Source organism: Pseudomonas sp. R3-57, assembly GCF_051132065.1.
Classification (GTDB): domain Bacteria; phylum Pseudomonadota; class Gammaproteobacteria; order Pseudomonadales; family Pseudomonadaceae; genus Aquipseudomonas.
In genome coordinates this window covers 4,845,177-4,863,466 of sequence record NZ_CP071655.1, presented here as the reverse complement: position 1 = coordinate 4,863,466, position 18,290 = coordinate 4,845,177, and the positions used below count along the sequence as shown (strand labels likewise).

At 59.2% G+C, this 18,290-nt stretch carries 16 protein-coding genes; all 16 read left to right on the top strand.

Translation table 11 applies throughout. From position 1 onward, the window contains the following. Positions 1 to 7 precede the first annotated feature (7 nt). The 16 genes from rpsB to dnaE all read left to right on the top strand — a co-directional run bounded on the left by rpsB (position 8) and on the right by dnaE (position 18,221). Positions 8 to 745: a 30S ribosomal protein S2 gene (gene rpsB / locus J3P93_RS21985; RefSeq protein WP_003222119.1), complete on the top strand. Its 738-nt coding sequence runs from the start codon at positions 8 to 10 to the stop codon at positions 743 to 745. A gap of 190 nt (positions 746 to 935) precedes the next feature. Beyond that, entirely contained in the window at positions 936 to 1,799 is an 864-nt protein-coding gene (tsf, locus tag J3P93_RS21980; RefSeq protein WP_016771476.1) for a translation elongation factor Ts, read from the top strand. A gap of 207 nt (positions 1,800 to 2,006) precedes the next feature. Next, positions 2,007 to 2,750 carry a UMP kinase gene (pyrH, locus tag J3P93_RS21975; RefSeq protein WP_003222124.1) on the top strand — a complete coding sequence of 248 codons (744 nt, stop codon included), beginning with the start codon at positions 2,007 to 2,009 and terminating at the stop codon, positions 2,748 to 2,750. Continuing rightward, the gene (gene frr / locus J3P93_RS21970; protein ID WP_434591855.1) at positions 2,747 to 3,304 is read left to right on the top strand and encodes a ribosome recycling factor; all 558 of its coding nucleotides are present in this window, start codon (positions 2,747 to 2,749) and stop codon (positions 3,302 to 3,304) included. Before pyrH ends, frr begins: the two co-directional genes overlap by 4 nt. Before the next feature lie 14 nt (positions 3,305 to 3,318). Beyond that, positions 3,319 to 4,074 (top strand): polyprenyl diphosphate synthase, encoded by a 756-nt coding sequence (gene uppS / locus J3P93_RS21965; RefSeq protein ID WP_090282001.1) that lies wholly within the window; start codon positions 3,319 to 3,321, stop codon positions 4,072 to 4,074. Further along, entirely contained in the window at positions 4,074 to 4,880 is an 807-nt protein-coding gene (locus tag J3P93_RS21960; protein WP_090282002.1) for a phosphatidate cytidylyltransferase, read from the top strand. The genes uppS and J3P93_RS21960 overlap by 1 nt, the downstream gene beginning before the upstream one ends. Beyond that, a complete protein-coding gene (gene ispC / locus J3P93_RS21955) occupies positions 4,877 to 6,067 on the top strand; it encodes a 1-deoxy-D-xylulose-5-phosphate reductoisomerase (protein ID WP_434591854.1) in 1,191 nt (396 codons plus the stop codon). Before J3P93_RS21960 ends, ispC begins: the two co-directional genes overlap by 4 nt. A gap of 54 nt (positions 6,068 to 6,121) precedes the next feature. Continuing rightward, the gene (rseP, locus tag J3P93_RS21950; RefSeq protein WP_434591853.1) at positions 6,122 to 7,474 is read left to right on the top strand and encodes a sigma E protease regulator RseP; all 1,353 of its coding nucleotides are present in this window, start codon (positions 6,122 to 6,124) and stop codon (positions 7,472 to 7,474) included. A gap of 74 nt (positions 7,475 to 7,548) precedes the next feature. After that, positions 7,549 to 9,924: an outer membrane protein assembly factor BamA gene (gene bamA, locus J3P93_RS21945; RefSeq protein ID WP_090282005.1), complete on the top strand. Its 2,376-nt coding sequence runs from the start codon at positions 7,549 to 7,551 to the stop codon at positions 9,922 to 9,924. A 45-nt stretch (positions 9,925 to 9,969) separates the two neighbouring features. Beyond that, the gene (locus tag J3P93_RS21940; RefSeq protein WP_003222140.1) at positions 9,970 to 10,473 is read left to right on the top strand and encodes an OmpH family outer membrane protein; all 504 of its coding nucleotides are present in this window, start codon (positions 9,970 to 9,972) and stop codon (positions 10,471 to 10,473) included. A gap of 3 nt (positions 10,474 to 10,476) precedes the next feature. Continuing rightward, positions 10,477 to 11,532, top strand: a complete 1,056-nt coding sequence (lpxD, locus tag J3P93_RS21935) for a UDP-3-O-(3-hydroxymyristoyl)glucosamine N-acyltransferase (RefSeq protein WP_434591852.1) — start codon at positions 10,477 to 10,479, stop codon at positions 11,530 to 11,532. A 106-nt stretch (positions 11,533 to 11,638) separates the two neighbouring features. Further along, positions 11,639 to 12,079, top strand: coding sequence for a 3-hydroxyacyl-ACP dehydratase FabZ (gene fabZ / locus J3P93_RS21930; protein WP_090282007.1), 441 nt, complete (start codon positions 11,639 to 11,641; stop codon positions 12,077 to 12,079). Continuing rightward, complete coding sequence (gene lpxA / locus J3P93_RS21925; RefSeq protein WP_093104250.1) at positions 12,076 to 12,852, top strand: acyl-ACP--UDP-N-acetylglucosamine O-acyltransferase; 777 nt, start codon at positions 12,076 to 12,078, stop codon at positions 12,850 to 12,852. Before fabZ ends, lpxA begins: the two co-directional genes overlap by 4 nt. 2 nt (positions 12,853 to 12,854) lie before the next feature. Then, complete coding sequence (gene lpxB / locus J3P93_RS21920; protein WP_434591849.1) at positions 12,855 to 13,985, top strand: lipid-A-disaccharide synthase; 1,131 nt, start codon at positions 12,855 to 12,857, stop codon at positions 13,983 to 13,985. An 11-nt stretch (positions 13,986 to 13,996) separates the two neighbouring features. Then, complete coding sequence (rnhB, locus tag J3P93_RS21915; protein WP_434598464.1) at positions 13,997 to 14,623, top strand: ribonuclease HII; 627 nt, start codon at positions 13,997 to 13,999, stop codon at positions 14,621 to 14,623. Positions 14,624 to 14,699: 76 nt separating this feature from the next. Then, the gene (dnaE, locus tag J3P93_RS21910) at positions 14,700 to 18,221 is read left to right on the top strand and encodes a DNA polymerase III subunit alpha (RefSeq protein WP_434591847.1); all 3,522 of its coding nucleotides are present in this window, start codon (positions 14,700 to 14,702) and stop codon (positions 18,219 to 18,221) included. Positions 18,222 to 18,290: the final 69 nt, after the last annotated feature.

The window sequence follows — 18,290 nt, the reverse complement described above, 5'->3', positions numbered from 1 at the left end:
AACTATCATGTCCCAAGTCAACATGCGCGATATGCTGAAGGCCGGTGTGCACTTCGGTCACCAAACCCGTTACTGGAATCCGAAAATGGGCAAGTACATTTTCGGCGCGCGTAACAAGATTCACATCATCAACCTTGAAAAAACCCTGCCAATGTTCAACGAAGCTCTGACTTTCGTAGAGCGTCTGGCCCAGGGCAAAAACAAGATTCTGTTCGTCGGCACCAAGCGTTCCGCTGGCAAGATCGTTGCTGAAGAAGCAGCACGTTGCGGTTCGCCGTACGTCGATCACCGCTGGTTGGGCGGCATGCTGACCAACTTCAAGACCATTCGTGCTTCCATCAAGCGTCTGCGTGACCTTGAAGTTCAGGCCGAAGACGGTACTTTCGCCAAGCTGACCAAGAAAGAAGCGCTGATGCGCTCCCGTGACCTGGAAAAGCTGGATCGTTCGCTGGGCGGCATCAAGGACATGGGCGGTCTGCCTGACGCACTGTTCGTGATCGACGTTGACCACGAGCGCATCGCGATCACCGAAGCCAACAAGCTGGGCATTCCGGTCATCGGCGTTGTCGATACCAACAGCAGCCCGGAAGGCGTTGACTACATCATCCCAGGCAACGATGACGCAATCCGCGCTATCCAGCTGTACATGGGTTCGATGGCTGACGCAGTGATCCGCGGTCGCAACAACGTTGCTGGCGGTACTGTAGAATTCGCAGCTGAAGAAACTCAGGCTGCAGCTGAGTAATTGACGCCTTGGCGTTGACTCAGTAAGCAAAAAGGGGGCTTGGCCCCCTTTTTGCCACCTCGAAAACCATTTGTCGGCGCCCACGGCACTGTTTGTAATGTGCGGCAGCTAACAAGGGTGGCTCGGGAAGAATTGAACGCCCGTTCGATCGGGTGGAATGGTTGAAAACCTATCCAAGAGGAATTTGAAAATGGCAGCAATTACTGCAGCGTTGGTCAAAGAACTGCGCGAGCGTACCGGCGAAGGCATGATGGACTGCAAGAAAGCCCTGGAAAAGGCTGACGGCGACATCGAAAAAGCCATTGATGACATGCGCGCTTCGGGCGCCATCAAGGCTGCGAAAAAAGCCGGCAACGTTGCCGCTGAAGGCGCAATCGCCATCAAATCGAATGACAAGGCAGCCGTGCTGCTGGAAGTCAACTCGCAGACCGACTTCCTGGCCCTGCAAGACGACTTCAAAAACTTCGTTGCTGCCAGCGTAGAAAAAGCTTTCGACGAAAAACTGACCGACGCAGCTCCGCTGATCGCCGCTCAGGAATCGGCTCGTGAGGCTCTGGTTGCCAAAGTCGGCGAGAACGTCAACATCCGTCGTCTGGTTCGCGTAGAGGGTGACGTTGTCGGCACCTATCTGCACGGTAACAAGATCGGTGTTGCAGTCGTCCTGAAAGGCGGTGACGTCGAGCTGGCCAAAGACATCGCAATGCACGTTGCTGCAAGCAACCCGGAATTCCTGCTGCCTTCGCAAGTCTCCGACGAAGCGATCGAGCGTGAGAAAGCTGTGTTCCTGCAGCTGAACGAAGAGAAGATCAAAGGCAAGCCAGAAAACATTGTTGAGAACATGGTCAAGGGCCGTATCAGCAAGTTCCTGGCAGAAGCAAGCCTGGTCGAGCAGGCATTCGTCAAGAACCCTGAAGTCAAGGTTGGCGAACTGGCCAAGAAGGCCGGTGCTGAAATCGTTTCCTTCACTTACTTCAAAGTAGGCGAAGGCATCGAGAAGCCGGTCGACAACTTCGCTGAAGAAGTTGCTGCCCAGCTGGCTGCCGCCAAGCAATAAGACGGTTTTTCAACTGTCGCCGAAAGAGGCTGCCCGCTCACGCGCGCAGCCTCTTTTCAGATCGGGTACCAGTTTTTTATTGGTTTCCGCTTGGAACTGACTTACAAAGCCATGTTCCGATGGCGCTGAAGCAGCGCCAAGCTAGAGTGAACGGCAGCTGTAAACAGCTCGCACAGAATTTTAAATACGCCGCAGGAGAGATTCGCAATGGCTCAGCAGGGCAGTGGTTATCAGGCTCGCTATAAACGCATTCTACTCAAGCTTAGCGGCGAGGCCCTGATGGGCTCGGAAGAGTTCGGGATCGATCCAAAAGTGCTGGATCGGATGGCGCTGGAAGTCGGCCAGTTGGTCGGCATCGGCGTTCAGGTCGGTCTGGTGATCGGCGGTGGCAACCTGTTCCGCGGCGAAGCCTTGAGCAAAGCCGGGATGGACCGGGTCACGGGCGACCACATGGGCATGCTGGCCACTGTGATGAACGCTCTGGCCATGCGTGATGCGCTGGAACGTGCCAATATCTCGGCCATCGTGATGTCGGCCATTTCCATGGTCGGCGTGACCGATCACTACGATCGCCGCAAAGCCATGCGCCACCTGAACTCCAAGGACGTGGTGATCTTCGCTGCCGGTACTGGCAACCCGTTCTTCACCACGGATTCGGCAGCCTGCCTGCGCGCAATCGAAATCGACGCCGATGTCGTGCTCAAGGCGACCAAGGTTGATGGCGTTTACACCGCAGATCCATTCAAAGACCCGCATGCCGAGAAGTTCGATCATCTGACTTATGATGAAGTACTGGATCGCAAGCTGGGTGTCATGGACCTGACCGCTATCTGCCTGTGCCGCGATCACAAGATGCCGTTGCGCGTCTTCAACATGAACAAACCGGGCGCCCTGCTGAACATCGTTCATGGCGGCGCTGAAGGTACCCTGATCGAGGAAGGTCAACAATGATCAACGAAATCCAAAAAAACGCCAAAGAGCGCATGCAGAAATCGCTGGAGTCTCTGGCTCACGCGTTCGGCCAGATCCGTACCGGCAAGGCTCACCCGAGCATCCTGGGCAGTGTCATGGTGCCTTACTACGGTACTGACACCCCGCTGAGCAGTGTGGCCAACGTCACCGTGAAAGACTCGCGCACCCTGCAGGTTGTGGCCTTCGAGCGCAACATGCTCGCGGCCGTCGACAAGGCGATCCAGAGCGCCGGTCTGAACCTCAACCCGACCAACCTTGGCGAATTGCTGTTGATCCCGATGCCGGCCCTCACCGAGGAAACGCGCAAAGGCTTCACCAAGCAGGCCCGTAGCGCAGCGGAAGACGCGCGTGTTGCCGTGCGTAACATCCGTCGTGACGCGTTGGGTGATCTGAAGAAGCTGGTCAAGGACAAGGAAATCAGCGAAGACGAAGAACGTCGTGCCATCGCTGATATCGACAAGCTGACCAAAGAGTCCGAGGCCCAGATCACCAAGGCCACGGATGAGAAAGAAAAAGACCTGATGACCGTATAAGGGTCGAGCTTTAAATGGACAAGACCAAGCAGTCTGCGCCGTCCGCGGTGCCGCGCCATGTCGCGATCATCATGGATGGCAACAATCGCTGGGCGAAAAAACGCTTTATGCCGGGTGTCGCCGGGCATAAAGCGGGCGTGGATGCTGTGCGTGCAGTGATCGAGGTGTGCGCCGAGGCCAAGGTCGAGGTGCTCACCCTGTTCGCGTTTTCCAGTGAGAACTGGCAGCGTCCGGCCGACGAAGTCAGTGCCTTGATGGACCTGTTCTTCAAGGCCTTGCGTCGCGAGGCCAAGCGCCTCAACGACAACAACATCAGCCTGCGCATCATTGGCGACCGTTCGCGCTTTCATCCGGAGCTTCAGGCCGCCATGCGTGAAGCCGAAGCGATGACAGCGGGCGCCAACCGCTTCATCCTGCAGATCGCCGCCAACTACGGCGGTCAGTGGGATATCGCACAGGCAGCGCAGCGCCTGGCCCGTGAAGTCCAGGCCGGGCATTTGCGCCCGGAGGACATCACTCCGGATCTGCTGCAGACCTGTCTGGCGACCGGCGATCTGCCGTTGCCGGACCTGTGCATCCGCACGGGCGGTGAGCACCGCATCAGCAATTTCCTGCTGTGGCAGCTGGCCTACGCCGAGTTGTATTTCTCCGACCTGTTCTGGCCGGACTTCAAACACGATGCCATGCGCGGTGCGCTGGCTGATTTCGCTTCGCGCCAGCGTCGCTTCGGTAAAACGAGTGAGCAGGTCGAAGCTGGAGCCCGGGTTTAATGCTTAAACAACGAATCATCACTGCACTGATCCTGCTGCCGATTGCCTTGTGCGGGTTCTTCCTGCTCAAGGGCACGGGTTTTGCCCTGTTCATCGGGCTGGTCGTGTGCCTGGGTGCCTGGGAATGGGCGCGCCTGGCCGGCTTCGCTGCGCAATCGTACCGCGTCGGTTTCGCTGCGGTCGTTGCACTGTTGCTGTTCATCATGCATGTGCTGCCCGGGCTCGCGCCTTGGGTGCTGGGCGCTTCGGTGCTCTGGTGGATCGTGGCGACGTACCTGGTATTGACCTATCCGCGTTCCAGCGCGCATTGGTCCAGTGCTGCCACCAAACTGGTGATCGGTCTGTTGATTCTGCTGCCGGCCTGGCAGGGCCTGGTGCAGATCAAGCAGTACCCGCTGGGTAACTGGCTGATCATGGCGGTGATGGTGCTGGTCTGGGGGGCCGATATCGGCGCCTATTTCTCGGGTCGCAAATTCGGCAAGCGCAAGCTGGCGCCGCATGTCAGTCCGGGCAAAAGCTGGGAAGGCGTATACGGTGGTCTGGCGCTGAGCCTGGTGATTACCGCGATTGTCGGGCTGGTGCGTGACTGGACGGTGGCTGAACTGCTCAAGGGCTTGATTGGCGCGGCCGTGATCGTTTTCATCTCGGTGGTCGGCGACCTGACCGAAAGCATGTTCAAGCGCCAGTCCGGCATCAAGGACAGCAGTAACCTGTTGCCCGGTCATGGTGGTGTGCTCGATCGCATCGACAGCCTCACGGCAGCGATTCCGGTATTCGCCGTGCTGCTGTGGATGGCCGCGCCGTGAGTCGCCCGCAGCAGATTACCGTTCTGGGAGCGACAGGCTCGATCGGGCTGAGCACGCTCGACGTCATTGCCCGTCATCCTGAGCGCTATCAGGTTTTCGCGCTGAGCGGTTTCAGTCGTCTGAGTGAGCTGCTGGCCTTGTGTGTTCGTCACGCGCCGCAATTTGCCGTGGTGCCGCAAGCAGCCGCTGCGCGCAGCTTGCAGGACGATTTGCGTGCGGCCGGTTTGTCGACTCAAGTGCTGGTAGGCGAGGAGGGCTTGTGTCAGATCGCGTCCGCGCCGGAAGTCGATGCGGTGATGGCGGCGATCGTCGGTGCGGCGGGACTGCGCCCGACCCTGGCGGCCGTTGAGGCGGGCAAGAAAATCCTGCTGGCCAACAAAGAGGCGCTGGTGATGTCCGGCGCCTTGTTCATGCAGGCCGTACGCAAAAGCGGTTCGGTGCTGCTGCCGATCGACAGCGAACACAACGCGATTTTCCAGTGCATGCCACAGGATTTCGCCCGTGGGTTGGGCGCGGTCGGTGTCCGTCGGATCTTGCTCACAGCCTCTGGCGGTCCGTTCCGACAGACGCCGATGAGCGAACTGGCGCATGTTTCACCTGATCAGGCCTGTGCGCATCCGAACTGGTCGATGGGTCGCAAGATCTCTGTCGATTCGGCAAGCATGATGAATAAAGGCCTCGAGCTGATCGAGGCCTGCTGGTTGTTTGATGCCAAGCCTGCGCAGGTCGAGGTGGTGATCCACCCGCAGAGCGTGATTCACTCGCTGGTCGATTACGTCGACGGCTCGGTACTGGCGCAGTTGGGCAATCCCGATATGCGTACGCCGATCGCCAACGCACTGGCATGGCCGGAGCGTATCGATTCCGGGGTAGCGCCGCTGGATCTGTTCGCCATTGCGCGGCTGGACTTCGAAGCACCGGATGAAGGGCGCTTCCCTTGCCTGCGTCTGGCGCGGCAAGCTGCCGAGGCGGGTGACAGCGCTCCGGCGATGCTCAATGCGGCCAATGAAGTGGCGGTACAGGCGTTTCTCGACGGACGGGTCCGGTACCTGGAAATCGCGAGTATCATCGAAGAGATCTTGAGCCTCGAACCGGTGGTGGCCCTGGCTGATCTCGAGGCGGTGTTTACTGCCGATACCAGGGCCCGTGATCTGGCGCGGCAATGGCTCAAACGTCACGCTCGATAGAATTTGCAATACATTGGCTACACGCGGCACTGAACAGGATTGCGGAGAAAGTAGATGAGCGCGCTCTATATGATTGCCGGCACCCTGATTGCTCTGGGTGTGCTGGTCACCTTTCACGAATTCGGCCACTTCTGGGTCGCGCGGCGCTGTGGCGTCAAGGTTCTACGCTTTTCCGTAGGCTTTGGCATGCCGCTGCTGCGCTGGCATGACAAGCAGGGCACCGAATTCGTGATCGCCGCGATCCCGCTGGGCGGCTACGTCAAAATGCTCGACGAGCGTGAAGGCGAAGTTCCGGTCGATCAGCTTGATCAATCATTCAACCGTAAAACCGTTCGTCAGCGCATTGCCATTGTTGCAGCCGGCCCTGTGGCCAACTTCCTGTTGGCGCTAGTGTTCTTCTGGGTGCTGGCCATGCTCGGCAGCGAGCAGGTGCGTCCGGTCATCGGTGCGGTCGAGTCCGGCAGCATTGCCGCCAGGGCGGGTTTGAATGCGGGCGAGGAAATCGTCGCCATCGATGGCGAGCCGACTTCCGGGTGGGCAGCCGTCAATCTGCAATTGGTTCGACGTCTCGGCGAAAGCGGTTCTCTGCACTTGCTGGTGCGCGAACAAGGTTCTACCGCGGATTCGCCGCGTGAACTGAAACTGGACAACTGGCTCAAGGGCGCCGATGAGCCGGATCCGATCCGTTCTCTGGGTATTCGCCCGTGGCGCCCGGCGTTGCCACCGGTACTCGCCGAGCTCGATCCGAAAGGCCCGGCGCAGGCTGCAGGCCTGAAGACCGGTGACCGCTTGCTGGCTCTGGATGGCCAGCCGTTGAACGACTGGCAGCAAGTGGTCGATACCGTTCGTACGCGTCCTGATACCAAAATCATGCTGCGCATCGAGCGTGACAATGCTCAAATCGACGTCCCGGTGACCTTGGCCGCGCGTGGCGAAAGCAAGGCGCCGAGCGGTTATCTGGGGGCAGGGGTCAAGGCAATCGACTGGCCGCCGGAGATGATTCGCGAGGTCAGTTACGGGCCGTTGGCGGCAATTGGCGAGGGCGCCCGACGCACTTGGACCATGAGCATTCTGACCCTCGATTCACTGAAGAAAATGCTGTTCGGCGAGCTCTCGGTAAAAAACTTGAGTGGACCGATAACCATTGCTAAAGTGGCGGGCGCTTCTGCCCAGTCGGGCGTCGCTGATTTCCTGAATTTCCTTGCTTATCTGAGTATTAGCCTGGGGGTTCTGAATTTGCTGCCCATTCCTGTACTGGATGGGGGGCATTTGTTGTTTTATCTGATCGAGTGGGTGCGTGGTCGCCCCTTGTCGGATCGGGTGCAAGGTTGGGGGATACAGATCGGTATCAGTTTGGTGGTCGGGGTGATGTTGCTTGCTCTGGTCAACGATCTGGGTCGACTGTAACGCTTCGCTGAATTGCGAATCTGCCGCATTTTGCGGCAGTTTGTTTATTGCCAGTTGGAATAAGAAAGGACTTCATGAAACGTCTGCTGCTAACTGCGGTTCTCACCGTATTGATGATCGCCGAAGTTCACGCCGAGTCCTTCACTATCTCTGATATTCGCGTCAATGGCCTCCAGCGGGTCTCCGCGGGTAGTGTCTTTGGTGCCTTGCCGTTGAACGTCGGCGAGCAGGCGGATGATCGTCGCCTGGTGGAATCCACTCGTGCGTTGTTCAAAACCGGTTTCTTTCAAGATATCCAGCTGGGCCGCGAAGGCAACGTTCTGGTGATCACGGTCGTCGAACGTCCGTCGGTTGCCAGTATCGAGATCGAAGGCAACAAGGCGATCTCGACCGAAGACCTGATGAAGGGCCTCAAGCAATCCGGTCTGGCTGAAGGCGAGATCTTCCAGCGTGCCACCCTCGAAGGCGTGCGTAACGAACTGCAGCGTCAGTACGTCGCGCAGGGTCGCTACTCGGCTACCGTCGATACCGAAGTGGTCTCGCAACCGCGCAACCGTGTTGGTCTTAAAGTGAAGATCAACGAAGGTACCGTTGCCGCGATTCAGCACATCAACGTGGTCGGCAACACGGTGTTCCCCGAGGAAGACCTGACCGACCTGTTCGAACTGAAAACCACCAACTGGCTGTCGTTCTTCAAGAACGATGACAAATATGCCCGTGAAAAACTGTCCGGTGACCTGGAGCGTCTGCGTTCCTACTACCTGGATCGTGGCTATATCAACATGGATATCGCTTCGACCCAGGTGTCGATCACCCCGGACAAGAAGCACGTCTATATCACCGTCAATGTCACCGAAGGCGAGAAGTACACCGTTCGCGACGTCAAGCTCAGCGGTGATCTGAAGGTCCCTGAAGACCAGATCAAATCTCTGTTGCTGGTGCAAAAAGGCCAGGTGTTCTCGCGCAAGCTGATGACCACCACCTCTGAACTGATCACCCGCCGTCTGGGTAACGAGGGTTACACCTTCGCCAACGTCAACGGCGTACCTCAGCCGCATGATGACGACCACACCGTCGATATCCTGTTCGCTGTCGATCCGGGCAAGCGTGCCTACGTCAACCGCATCAACTTCCGTGGCAACACCAAGTCCGAAGACGAAGTGCTGCGCCGTGAAATGCGTCAGATGGAAGGTGGCTGGGCTTCGACCTACCTGATCGACCAGTCCAAGACCCGTCTCGAGCGTCTGGGCTTCTTCAAGGAAGTCAACGTCGAGACCCCGGCTGTTCCGGGTGTCGATGACCAGGTCGACGTGAACTACGCCGTGGAAGAACAGGCGTCCGGTTCGATTACCGCCAGCGTCGGTTTCGCCCAGAGTGCCGGTCTGATCCTCGGTGGTTCGATCACCCAGAACAACTTCCTCGGTACCGGTAACCGCGTCAGCATCGGTCTGACCCGCAGCGAATACCAGAGCCGCTACAACTTCGGCTACGTTGACCCCTACTGGACCGCCGATGGCGTGAGCCTGGGCTACAACGCGTTCTACCGCACCACCGACTACGATGAACTCGATGCCGATATCTCGAGCTACGCCGTAGACAGCTTGGGTGCCGGCGTGAACATTGGCTATCCGATCAGCGAGACTTCGCGTCTGACGTTCGGTTTGTCTGCCCAGCAGGACACGATCAACACCGGTCGTTACACCGTTGACGAGATTTTCGACTTCGTCGAGAAGGAAGGCGACAGCTACCTGAACTTCAAGGCTTCGGCCGGCTGGTCCGAGTCGACCCTGAACAAGGGTGTACTGCCGACACGTGGTCGTTCCCAGAGCCTGACCCTGGAAAGCACCATTCCGGGCAGCGACCTGTCGTTCTTCAAGCTCGACTACCGTGGTCAGTTGTTCCAGCCGATCACTGAAAACTACACTCTGCGCCTGCATACCGAACTGGGTTATGGCGACGGTTACGGTTCGACCGATGGCTTGCCGTTCTATGAAAACTACTATGCTGGTGGTTTCAACTCGGTGCGCGGCTTCAAGGACAGCACCCTCGGTCCGCGCAGTACGCCGAGCCGTGGTACCAACCCGGGCACCATCGCAGACCCGGACCAGGATCCACTGCCGTTCGGTGGTAACGTCCTGATCCAAGGTGGCGTGGAAGTCTTGTTCCCGCTGCCGTTCGTGAAAGATCAGCGCTCCCTGCGTACCTCGGTATTCTGGGATGTCGGTAACGTATTTGACTCGCAGTGCAAGGACACTACGAACGCTAACGGTTCGTCGTCCAACACCAAGTGCAACGACATCAGTCTGAGCAACATGGCCAGTTCCGTGGGTGTGGGTGTGACCTGGGTCACCGCACTGGGTCCTCTGAGCTTCGCGTTGGCCATGCCGATCAAGAAACCGGATGACGCTGAAACTCAAGTGTTCCAATTCTCCCTCGGCCAGACGTTCTAAGCGTCTGCCCCAAGACAACGACAATGGATTTTGTAGGAGTGCATCGTGCGTAAGTTGACTCAATTGGTTCTCCTGGCCTCCGTACTGGTGGCAGGCCCGGCATTTGCCGACATGAAAATTGCCGTTCTGAACTATCAAATGGCTCTGCTGGAATCCGATGCGGCGAAGAAGTACGCCGTGGATGCAGAGAAGAAGTTCGGTCCGCAACTGACCAAGCTGAAGACTCTGGAAAGCAGCGCCAAGGGCATTCAGGATCGTCTGATGGCCGGTGGCGACAAGATGCAGCAAGGTGAGCGTGAGCGTCTGGAGCTGGAATTCAAGCAAAAGGCCCGTGACTTCCAGTTCCAGTCCAAAGAGCTGAACGAAGCCAAAGCCGTTGCCGACCGCGAAATGCTCAAGCAACTGAAGCCGAAACTGGACAGCGCTGTGGAAGAAGTCATCAAGAAAGGTGGTTTTGACCTGGTGTTCGAGCGTGGCGCAGTGATCGATGTCAAACCGCAGTACGACATCACGCGCCAGGTTATCGAGCGCATGAATCAGCTGAAGTAACCCATGACTGTGACCATCAAGCTCGGCCAGTTGGCCGAGTTCCTCGGCGCCACCCTGCGTGGCGACCCCGAGCAGCAAATTACTGGGCTAGCCACTTTGCAAGAGGCTGGCCCAGCTCAGTTGAGCTTTCTGGCAAACCCTCAATATCGCAAATACCTGGCGGGCTCGCAGGCAGCAGCGTTGCTGCTCAAGGAAGCCGATGCCGAAGGTTTTGCCGGTAATGCGCTGGTGGTGCCGGATCCTTACTTGGCCTATGCGCGTCTCTCGCATTTGTTCGATCCCAAGCCGAAAGCGCCCGTGGGTATTCATCCTTCAGCAGTGATTGCTGCGGACGCGGTGGTTGATCCAACCGCCAGCATCGGGCCGTTTGTGGTGATCGAGGCTGGCGCGCGAATCGGCGCGCAAGTGACCCTGGGTGCGCATTGCGTCATCGGCGCTCGCAGCGAAATCGGCGAAGGCGGCTGGCTCGCTCCACGCGTAACGCTGTATCACGATGTGCGCATCGGCAAGCGTGTAGTCATTCAGTCCGGTGCCGTGCTCGGTGGCGAGGGCTTCGGCTTCGCCAATGAGAAGGGCATCTGGCAGAAGATCGCACAGATCGGTGGCGTGACCATCGGTGACGATGTCGAGATTGGCGTGAACACCGCCATCGACCGCGGCGCCCTGGCCGATACCGTGATCGGCAATGGTGTGAAGCTCGACAACCAGATTCAGATCGCGCACAACGTTCAGGTCGGTGATCACACCGCCATGGCCGCGTGCGTCGGCATTTCCGGCAGCACCAAAATCGGTAAGCACTGCATGCTCGCCGGTGGTGTCGGTCTGGTTGGCCACATTGATATTTGCGACAACGTTTTCCTGACCGGAATGACCATGGTGACCCACTCGATTACCGAGCCGGGTGCCTATTCTTCCGGCACAGCCATGCAACCGGCGGCCGAATGGCGCAAAAGCGCGGCCCGAATCCGTCAGCTCGATGACATCGCGCGACGGCTCAAACAGCTGGAAAAGCGCGTAGGGGAAGTGACCCCTGACGGCAATGCTTCATCTGATGGCTGATACCATTTCCATATCAAGTGTGTGCAGCCTCTGGACTGCCTCGTTGATTTGCTAGAGGAGTGCACGTCAGTCGCGCTCCCAATCTTTACATAGGCTTCCCCCTGAAATGATGGACATCATCGAGATTCGCGAATACCTGCCTCACCGTTACCCGTTCCTGCTGGTGGACCGGGTGGTGGAACTGGACACTGAAGGCAAGCGAATTCGCGCCTACAAGAATGTCAGCATCAACGAACCGTTCTTCAATGGTCATTTCCCTGCGCATCCGATCATGCCGGGCGTGCTGATCATCGAAGCGATGGCTCAGGCTGCCGGGATCCTCGGTTTCAAGATGCTCAACGTCAAACCGGCCGACGGCACCCTGTATTACTTCGTCGGTTCCGACAAGCTGCGTTTCCGCCAGCCAGTCAAGCCGGGCGACCAGTTGATCCTTGAAGCGACCTTCATCAGTTGCAAGCGCAAGATCTGGAAATTCGAATGCCAGGCGTCGGTCGATGGCAAGCCGGTCTGCTCGGCCGAGATCATCTGCGCGGAACAAAAAGTATGAGTTTGATTGACCCTCGCGCAATCATCGATCCGTCCGCCATCCTGGCTGACGGCGTCGAGGTCGGCCCGTGGTCGATCATCGGCGCAGGTGTGGAAATCGGCGAGGGTACCGTGATCGGGCCGCATGTGGTCCTCAAGGGGCCGACCCGCATTGGCAAGCACAATCGCATCTACCAGTTTTCCTCGGTAGGCGAAGACACGCCTGATCTGAAATACAAGGGTGAAGAAACCCGCCTGGTGATCGGTGACCACAACGTCATCCGTGAAGGCGTGACCATTCACCGTGGCACCGTGCAGGACCGTTCGGAAACCACGCTGGGCGATCACAACCTGATCATGGCCTATGCGCACATCGGCCACGACAGCGTCATCGGCAACCACTGCATTCTGGTCAACAACACGGCGCTGGCCGGCCATGTGCACGTGGATGACTGGGCGATCCTTTCCGGATTCACCCTGGTGCACCAGTATTGCCACATCGGCGCCCACAGCTTTTCCGGCATGGGCACCGCGATCGGCAAGGATGTTCCGGCGTTCGTCACCGTGTTCGGCAACCCGGCCGAAGCACGCAGCATGAACTTCGAAGGCATGCGCCGTCGTGGTTTCAGCGAGGATGCGATTCACACCTTACGTCGCGCCTACAAAACCGTTTATCGCCAGGGGCTGACCGTCGAGCAGGCACTGGCCGAACTCGCCGAACCGGCTGCGCAGTACCCGGAAGTCGCGGTGTTCCGTGATTCCATCCTGTCGTCGACTCGCGGCATCACCCGCTGATCATGGCCAGTCTGCGTATTGCGCTGGTGGCCGGTGAAGCTTCCGGCGACATTCTCGGTGCGGGTCTCATGCGTGCGATCAAGACACAGCACCCGACAGTCGAGTTCATCGGTGTCGGCGGGCCGTTGATGCAAGCTGAAGGCCTGACTTCCTACTTCCCCATGGAACGCTTGTCGGTCATGGGGCTGGTGGAGGTCCTCGGCCGGCTGCGCGAACTGCTCAAGCGCCGCAAGGAGCTGATCGCCACGCTGATCGCCGCAAAGCCGGACGTGTTCATCGGCATCGACGCGCCGGACTTCAACCTCAATATCGAACTCAAGCTGCGTCAGGCCGGGATCAAAACCGTGCATTACGTCAGCCCGTCGGTGTGGGCGTGGCGGCAGAAACGCGTGCTGAAGATCCGCGAAGGCTGCGACCTGATGTTGACGCTGCTGCCATTCGAAGCAAAATTCTACGAAGAGCAGGGCGTACCGGTGCGGTTCGTCGGCCACACCCTGGCCGACACCATTCCGCTTGAAGCCGACCGTGCCGCGGCGCGGGCCGAACTGGGTTTGCCCGACGGCCCGCTGGTCGCGTTGATGCCGGGCAGTCGGGGCGGCGAAGTGTCGCGTCTCGGCGCGCTGTTTCTCGACACGGCTGAACGCTTGCGTGCCATGCGTCCGGGCTTGCGCTTCGTTATTCCGTGCGCCAATTCCGAGCGTCGCACGCAGCTTGAAGAGTTGCTGGCTGGCCGCGATTTGCCGGTGACCTTGCTTGACGGTAAATCTCATCTGGCGCTGGCGGCGTGCAATGCGGTGTTGATCGCTTCCGGCACCGCCACCCTTGAAGCGTTGCTGTACAAGCGGCCGATGGTGGTGGCGTACCGTATGGCGCCGCTGACGTTCTGGATTCTCAAGCGCATGGTCAAGAGCCCATACGTTTCGTTGCCGAACTTGCTGGCTCAGCGCTTGCTGGTGCCCGAGCTGTTGCAGGATGATGCGACAGTCGAGTCTCTGGCGTTGACGCTCTCGCCGTTGATCGATGGCGGCGAAGAGCAGACTCGCGGTTTCGACGAGATCCATCGCACGTTGCGCCTGGATGCCTCCAATCAGGCGGCGGATGCCGTCCTCAACCTGATCGGTCAAACACGATGAGCAAGACAAGCATGCAGATGGGCCTGGATTTCACCCTCGTCGCCGAAGTCGAAGACTTGGTGGCCGGGGTTGATGAAGTCGGTCGCGGCCCGTTGTGCGGTGCGGTGGTGACGGCGGCGGTGATCCTCGATCCGAACCGGCCGATCCTCGGTCTGGACGACTCGAAGAAACTCACCGAAGCCAAGCGTGAAAAGCTCTACGACGAGATCTGCGAAAAAGCCCTGAGCTGGTGCATTGCCCGCGCCGAAGTCGAGGAAATCGATGAGCTGAATATCCTCCACGCGACCATGCTGGCCATGCAGCGCGCGGTGGCCGGGCTGCACATTCAGCCGAAACTGGCGATGATCGACGGTAACCGCTGCCCACAATTGCCGATGCGTGCCGAAGCGGTGGTGCAGGGCGACGGCAAGGTCCCGGCGATTGCTGCCGCGTCGATTCTGGCCAAGGTCAGCCGCGACCGCGAAATGGCCGCTTTCGAATTGATCTATCCGGGTTACGGCATCGGTGGCCATAAAGGCTACCCGACGCCCGTTCATCTGGAAGCGCTGTCGCGGCTCGGGCCGACCCCGATCCACCGGCGCTCGTTCGCCCCGGTGCGCCTGGCTTACGAGGCGCGGGAAGTGCTCACGCAGGTTTAGGCGCAAGGCTGATGTTTTATTCGGGGCCCGGTACAATCCGGGCCTCGTTGTCTCTATGTAACTGGACAGGATCACTATGCCGGCTTCATTCGTTCATCTACGCCTGCACACTGAATACTCCCTGGTCGACGGGCTGGTGCGGATCAAGCCGCTGGTCAAGGCGCTCACGGCCCTGAACATGCCGGCGGTCGCGGTCACCGACCAGAACAACATGTGTTCTCTGGTCAAGTTCTACAAAAACACCATGGGCGCGGGGATCAAGCCGATTTGCGGCGCCGACCTGTGGCTGTCGAACAAGGATCCGGACGGCCCGCTGAGTCGGATCAGCCTGCTGGTGATGAATGCCAAGGGCTATCGCAACCTCACCGAGCTGATCTCGCGCGGCTTCATCGAAGGCCAGCGCAACGGCATGATCATTGTTGAGCGCCAGTGGGTCGCCGAAGCCAGTGAAGGCCTGATCATGTTGTCCGCGGCCAAAGAAGGCGAGATCGGCATGGCGCTGATCGGCGGCAACCCGGCCGAAGCCGAGACGCTGGCGCGTGAGTGGATGGCGGTGTTCCCGGACCGTTTCTATCTGGAGATCCAGCGCACCAACCGTCCCAACGACGAAGAGCAGTTGCACGGCGCTGTGGCGCTGGCCGACAAGCTCGGTGCGCCGCTGGTGGCGACCAATGATGTGCGTTTCATCAAGCAGGAAGACTTCGCCGCCCACGAAACCCGCGTGTGCATCGGTGAGGGTCGCGCCCTCGACGATCCGCGGCGCTCGAAGAATTACAGCGATCAGCAATACCTGAAAAGCGCCGAGGAAATGCTCGAGCTGTTCAGCGATATTCCCGACGCGATCGAAAACACCGTCGAGATCGCCAAGCGCTGCAACATCGAAGTCAAGCTGGGCACGCACTTCCTGCCCAACTTCCCGATCCCCGATGGCATGACCATCGATGAATACTTCCGCAAGGTTTCCTTCGACGGTCTCGAAGAGCGCCTGGCGGTGCTGCTGCCCAAGGACACCACCGAAGACTACGAAGCCAAGCGTCAGGTCTACGTCGACCGCTTGAATTTCGAGCTGGATATTATCATCCAGATGGGCTTCCCCGGTTACTTCCTGATCGTGATGGACTTTATCCAGTGGGCCAAGAACAACGGCGTACCGGTCGGTCCCGGCCGTGGATCGGGTGCCGGTTCGCTGGTGGCCTACGTACAGAAGATCACCGACCTCGACCCGCTGGAATATGACCTGCTGTTCGAACGTTTCCTTAACCCGGAACGGGTTTCGATGCCCGACTTCGACGTCGACTTCTGCATGGACGGCCGTGACCGGGTGATCGATTACGTGGCCGAGAAGTACGGCCGCAACGCGGTAAGCCAGATCATCACTTTCGGTTCCATGGCCGCCAAGGCTGTGGTGCGCGACGTGGCGCGGGTGCAGGGCAAGTCCTACGGGCTGGCGGATCGTCTGTCGAAGATGATTCCGTTCGAAGTCGGCATGACCCTGGAAAAAGCCTACGAGCAGGAAGAAATCCTCCGTGACTTCATCAAGGTCGATGAAGAGGCCGCGGAAATCTGGGAGATGGCGCGCAAGCTCGAAGGCGTGGTGCGTAACGTCGGCAAACACGCCGGTGGTGTGGTGATCGCCCCGACCAAGCTGACCGACTTCTCGCCGATCTATTGCGACGAGGCCGGTGACGGTCTGGTGACCCAGTTCGACAAGGACGACGTCGAGGCGGCCGGTCTGGTGAAGTTCGACTTCCTCGGCCTGCGAACCCTGACGATCATCGATTGGGCGCTGAAAACCATCAACCGCGACCGCGCCAAGGTCAACGAGCCGCCGCTGGACATCGCGTTTATTCCGCTCGATGACAAGCCGACTTACAGCCTGCTGCAAAAAGCTGAAACCACGGCGGTGTTCCAGCTTGAATCGCGCGGCATGAAAGAGCTGATCAAAAAGCTCAAGCCCGACTGCCTGGAAGACTTGATCGCACTGGTGGCATTGTTCCGTCCGGGCCCACTGCAGTCCGGCATGGTGGACGACTTCATCAACCGTAAGCACGGCCGCGCCGAGCTGGCGTATCCGCACTCGGACTACCAGTACGAAGGCCTCAAGCCGGTGCTCGCGCCGACTTACGGCATCATCCTGTATCAGGAACAGGTGATGCAGATCGCACAGGTCATGGCCGGTTACACCCTCGGCGGTGCGGACATGCTGCGCCGGGCCATGGGTAAGAAAAAGCCCGAAGAAATGGCCAAGCAGCGCGGCGGTTTCATTGAGGGTTGCGCCACCAACGGCATCGATGCCGACCTTGCCGGTAACATTTTCGACCTGGTAGAGAAATTCGCCGGTTACGGCTTCAACAAATCCCACTCCGCTGCTTACGGTCTGGTGTCGTATCAGACGGCCTGGCTGAAAGCGCATTACCCGGCGCCGTTCATGGCCGCGGTACTTTCGGCGGACATGCACAACACCGACAAGGTCGTGACCTTGATCGAGGAAGTGCGCACGATGAAGCTGCGCCTCGACGCGCCGGACGTGAACACCTCGGAGTTCAAGTTCACGGTGAACGACGACGGCCGCATCGTGTATGGCCTCGGCGCGATCAAAGGTGTCGGCGAAGGCCCGGTTGAAGCCATTACCGAGGCGCGTCAGGCCGGTCCGTTCAAGGATCTGTTCGACTTCTGCGCGCGGGTCGACCTCAAACGCATCAACAAACGTACCCTCGACGGTCTGATCCGCAGCGGTGCGCTGGATCGTCTGGGCCCGTATTTCCACGACGAGCAAAAGGCTTATCAAGCCAATATCGACCGCAACCGCGCCGTGCTGCTGGCGGCGATGGAAGAGGCGATCAAAGCGGCCGAGCAGACCGCGCGCACCCACGACTCCGGGCACGCCGACCTGTTCGGCGGCTTGTTCGTCGAGGCAGATGCCGACGTTTACGCGTCCCATCGCAAGGCCAAGGAGCTGACCCTCAAGGAACGCCTCAAAGGTGAAAAAGACACCCTGGGCCTGTACCTGACCGGTCACCCGATTGACGAATATGAAGGCGAGATCCGCCGTTTCGCCCGTCAGCGCATCATCGACCTGAAGCCTGCGCGCGACACCCAGACCGTGGCGGGGATGATCATTGCCTTGCGGGTAATGAAGAACAAAAAGGGCGACAAGATGGGCTTCATCACCCTCGACGACCGCTCCGGGCGGATCGAGGCGTCGCTGTTCGCCGAGGCATTCCATTCCGCGCAATCGCTGTTGCAGACCGACGCGATGGTGGTGGTCGAAGGCGAGGTCAGCAACGACGACTTCTCCGGCGGCCTGCGCCTGCGGGTCAAGCGGGTGATGAGCATGGAAGATGCGCGCACCAACCTCGCCGAGAGCCTGCGCCTGAAATTGCAGACCCAGGATCTGAAAGGCGATCAGCTACGCTGGCTGGGGGATCTGCTCAAGCGTCATCGCGGCGCGTGCCCGATCACCATGGAATACACAAGTCCAGATGCGAAGACCTTGCTGCAGTTCGGCGAGACCTGGCGGATCGACCCGGCGGATGCGTTGATTCAAGCCCTGCGTGACCAGTTCGGGCGAGACAACGTCTTCCTCCAATACCGTTGACCGGCGAGGGCCATTACTGCGCTCGCCCGCAACCTGAATTTTTAATCTCGACCTTAGCGCGCCTCTCCC

Bases quoted from the DNA above. Each gene is read 5' to 3' on its own strand.
- rpsB (WP_003222119.1), top strand. From the start codon at position 8: ATGTCCCAAGTCAACATGCGCGATATGCTGAAGGCCGGTGTGCACTTC.
- uppS (WP_090282001.1), top strand. From the start codon at position 3,319: ATGGACAAGACCAAGCAGTCTGCGCCGTCCGCGGTGCCGCGCCATGTC.
- rnhB (WP_434598464.1), top strand. From the start codon at position 13,997: ATGCAGATGGGCCTGGATTTCACCCTCGTCGCCGAAGTCGAAGACTTG.
- pyrH (WP_003222124.1), top strand. From the start codon at position 2,007: ATGGCTCAGCAGGGCAGTGGTTATCAGGCTCGCTATAAACGCATTCTA.
- rseP (WP_434591853.1), top strand. From the start codon at position 6,122: ATGAGCGCGCTCTATATGATTGCCGGCACCCTGATTGCTCTGGGTGTG.
- lpxB (WP_434591849.1), top strand. From the start codon at position 12,855: ATGGCCAGTCTGCGTATTGCGCTGGTGGCCGGTGAAGCTTCCGGCGAC.
- J3P93_RS21960 (WP_090282002.1), top strand. From the start codon at position 4,074: ATGCTTAAACAACGAATCATCACTGCACTGATCCTGCTGCCGATTGCC.
- dnaE (WP_434591847.1), top strand. From the start codon at position 14,700: ATGCCGGCTTCATTCGTTCATCTACGCCTGCACACTGAATACTCCCTG.
- fabZ (WP_090282007.1), top strand. From the start codon at position 11,639: ATGATGGACATCATCGAGATTCGCGAATACCTGCCTCACCGTTACCCG.
- tsf (WP_016771476.1), top strand. From the start codon at position 936: ATGGCAGCAATTACTGCAGCGTTGGTCAAAGAACTGCGCGAGCGTACC.
- lpxA (WP_093104250.1), top strand. From the start codon at position 12,076: ATGAGTTTGATTGACCCTCGCGCAATCATCGATCCGTCCGCCATCCTG.
- frr (WP_434591855.1), top strand. From the start codon at position 2,747: ATGATCAACGAAATCCAAAAAAACGCCAAAGAGCGCATGCAGAAATCG.
- lpxD (WP_434591852.1), top strand. From the start codon at position 10,477: ATGACTGTGACCATCAAGCTCGGCCAGTTGGCCGAGTTCCTCGGCGCC.
- bamA (WP_090282005.1), top strand. From the start codon at position 7,549: ATGAAACGTCTGCTGCTAACTGCGGTTCTCACCGTATTGATGATCGCC.